The sequence below is a fragment of the Pseudomonas sp. yb_9 genome (genome assembly GCF_043103635.1).
Lineage (GTDB): Bacteria > Pseudomonadota > Gammaproteobacteria > Pseudomonadales > Pseudomonadaceae > Aquipseudomonas > Aquipseudomonas monteilii.
In genome coordinates this window covers 1-3020 of record NZ_JBICKA010000001.1, presented here as the reverse complement: position 1 = coordinate 3020, position 3020 = coordinate 1, and the positions used below count along the sequence as shown (strand labels likewise).

3 protein-coding genes are annotated in these 3020 nt (G+C 56.6%); 1 reads left to right on the top strand and 2 read right to left on the bottom strand.

Annotated features, from left to right (window positions below):
* Positions 1-547: 547 nt before the first annotated feature.
* Positions 548-841 carry a HigA family addiction module antitoxin gene (locus ACF8MI_RS00015; RefSeq protein ID WP_181407153.1) on the bottom strand — a complete coding sequence of 98 codons (294 nt, stop codon included), beginning with the start codon at positions 839-841 and terminating at the stop codon, positions 548-550.
* Between the two features lie 178 nt (positions 842-1019).
* On the opposite strand from ACF8MI_RS00015, the gene ACF8MI_RS00010 reads away from it, so the two are divergent.
* Positions 1020-1355: a type II toxin-antitoxin system RelE/ParE family toxin gene (locus ACF8MI_RS00010; RefSeq protein WP_241413622.1), complete on the top strand. Its 336-nt coding sequence runs from the start codon at positions 1020-1022 to the stop codon at positions 1353-1355.
* A gap of 117 nt (positions 1356-1472) precedes the next feature.
* Here ACF8MI_RS00010 and ACF8MI_RS00005 read toward each other — a convergent pair whose 3' ends face one another.
* Positions 1473-2660, bottom strand: coding sequence for a protein rep (locus ACF8MI_RS00005; RefSeq protein WP_392517272.1), 1188 nt, complete (start codon positions 2658-2660; stop codon positions 1473-1475).
* Positions 2661-3020 lie beyond the last annotated feature (360 nt).

Here is a 3020-nt window from a genome sequence, read left to right as displayed (position 1 = left end):
GGCGTCTCATCTTCGTGAGCGCTTCGATATCTTGCCCGCGTGACGATACCGTTTCAAGCAAGCAGCTCATTAGCGGTACGTCGCTTGTACAGATCGACATTACCCTACCCTATGGCCGCATCGAAGCAATTAATGCAGCCACAGTAGCAGCCACTTCAAGCTGACTATTCCAGGCACACCAGACAGCAACTGATAAGGCCATCAGGGCCTTTACAGCAAATGTTTCCAACTCAATCGTGATCTTCATCCATACCCCCGCTAGTTACGATTTGATTCTAACGTCACGACAACTCGTGCCATCAGCAGGGGTTTGCATAAGATCAAAAGCACCTCCGGTGGCCCTCCGGGGGCTGCTCGCCGCGAGGCAGGCGGCTCGGGGAAAAGCCCCCCGATCCACCAGCCATCAGCGTATGGGATTCCGGCCGCGTCAAGGCCAAGCCGCTTCGCGGTCGCTTCGCGAGCCTTGACCCGGCCTCCATCCCGTATCGAAATCCAATGAACTATGGAAAACAAAAAGCCCGCTTGGTGCGGGCTTTGGAGAAGTACATCAAGCGAAAGCAGGTTCAAATCCAGTTAGTTTTCTCACTAACTTCGGATTCACCGAATCACGCGCTATCGAAAGACTGTAGTCAGACTGAAGAGCCATCCAGGACTCGGCAGAGCGGTCAAAAACGTAAGAAAGGCGCACAGCCATTTCTGGAGATAGGTCGGACTTACAGGCAAGCAATCGAGATATTGCAGCAGTAGAAACGCCAAGGCTTTCAGCTAACTCTGCCTGCTTGATCTCATAAGGTTCCACATACGCCATCTCCAGATACTCACCGGGATGCATAGTGATCATTGTAACGACTCCAACGTTGCATGTTGCGCAACGAGCAACTTTCAGCGTAAATAGATTCTCTCTATTGACAAATCAAGGCCATAGTGGTAGTCTATGAATGTCAAGGAAAGGAATTGCTACTAGGTATGGTGATTCTATCAATCCTTAATCACTATGTCAACCACTATAAGGAATCACCATGATTGAGAACGATAACGAGATTCTACACAAACCGCTGAGGGCTTTCTGGGCCAGCAACGCAACGAAGACAGCTGGATTGAACGCCGATTGGATCAAGGTCCTTCGACGCCTTCTCGTCCACTTGCATTCTGCCAGGTCGCTCTCAGACATCAAGGGCGGCTATGGACGTCTTAAGGACTGTAAGCCCCTCACTGGCCACAAGGACCGGTATGAGCTGGAGGTCAACGGAAACTGGCGGCTGACCTTCGACTGTGCTGATCCTAATACCGGCGTGGTAACCAAGATCGACTTGGAGGATGTACACGGTCCAGGAGGCGCCAAGAAGCGGAGCTGATTCAGTTTCCGAATCGGAAACTGCTCCCCTTGAGCCGGTAGGCGAATGGGCAAGACGTGAAGGAGGATCACCAGCTTGCTGGTGGGCCTACTTCACCTATCTTGCCCTAACGTTCCCCTAACGTTCTGCGTTGCTGCTTCGTTTACTTGGGATTGCAGGATCGTTGCCTGACCTGTCCCCTGTCATTGCTGTGGCAATCTCCTGCCGTATCACAGCCTTGCTCGATCGGTGCGTTTCACGGGTAACAAATCCAGGTAGCGGCAACACCTCCTGCTCATCACTGACGAAAATCGGCAAGCCCTCCTCCTGTGGAGTCAAATCCTGATTCGAATGTGTCATCGACAAACCTCCGTTCAACAGTCCTCGCAGCAGGTGCTGAATAGCCACCCAGCCGCCATTGCTCTCAGCCAGGTCCAGGACCTTCGCGCGCAGCCCAGCTTGGCGGATCAACTTCCACTGCTCGATCTCCAAGTGGCCGAGTAAGTCGGCTGCGTCGCGCTGTTCCTCCGCCACATCCTCGTCGCTCTGCTCAATCACGCCGACCCTGGCCTTGAGTCCGGCAGACCAGAACAACTGTCGCTTGCCCTTCATTGCCGCGGCATAGTCGAGAAAACGGTGACCGGCCTTACGATCCCCGCCCTGGAACAACGAGAGTAGTGCGAACGGATGCTTACCCTTGGCCCGGCCAGCCTTGGTCGAAGCCTTGGCAATCTCCGCATCCACCCCCCAGTGGCGGCTGTCATCTTGCTTGGCCAGGTAGTCGCTGGCCGTACACCAGCCCTTCACATCAACGGCGTGCGCCTCGAACGCGGCAACCAGTTCAGCGTTGTCCAGGTCGAGCAAACCGGCCCGTGCGCAACTGGTCTTCCAGCGCTCGAGCACGGTCTTTTTCATCGTATCGGCATCGGTACCGGCATCGACGAACCACAGCTCATGGGTGTGGGGGTGCCATCCATTCTGGCCATGGGTCAGTTCCAGCGAACGGATCAGGCCCTGGTAGCCGGTGGCCTTCTTGAAGCGGACCCAGGGCGACCCCTCACGCAAGTACTTCAACGCGGTCTTCTGCTGCTCCAGGAGCTCCACCAGCTGCTGCCAGGCGTAATGGGGGAAGGTGAGGGTGACCATGGCCGCTTGCAGGCCCTGGGCATCGGCCCAGGCCACCGCCTTGGCCACCTCTTCCCGGCGGCGCTCCTGGACCTTCGCTGCGCAAACCGGGCATGCCCAAACACTGCCGCAGTTCATCACGCCGCTGTAGAAGGCGCTGCCATGCTCACGCGAGGCGTGCACACCAATGGTCGCCGACACTGGCGTCCACTTGCACTTAGCCGTGCGGTGCCAGTTTTGCGGGTGCAGCAGACCTTCCCTTTTCCCCTCGTTGAGGAATAAGGCCCGTGCAGATGCAAGGAGGTCATAGCGCTCCGCCCGATTGGCCTGCAGCTTCGCACGCAGGTCTTGGGGGGGTAGAGGATTTCGCGTACTTCCCAAGGCGCCGGCCCGACCAGCGGTTTTACGCCTCGAATCCTGTGCCGTCACAGCCGCCTCCGCCAGTCCTGGCGGGGGTCGGCACTTGATAAATCACGTGCTTGATGGTCATACTATCCCCGTTAATTCGACGATGAAACCCGGGGAGCGTTGGCGCGCTACGATCCGGGTTTTGTTGTTTTT

Bases quoted from the DNA above. Each gene is read 5' to 3' on its own strand.
- ACF8MI_RS00015 (WP_181407153.1), bottom strand. From the start codon at position 841: ATGATCACTATGCATCCCGGTGAGTATCTGGAGATGGCGTATGTGGAA.
- ACF8MI_RS00010 (WP_241413622.1), top strand. From the start codon at position 1,020: ATGATTGAGAACGATAACGAGATTCTACACAAACCGCTGAGGGCTTTC.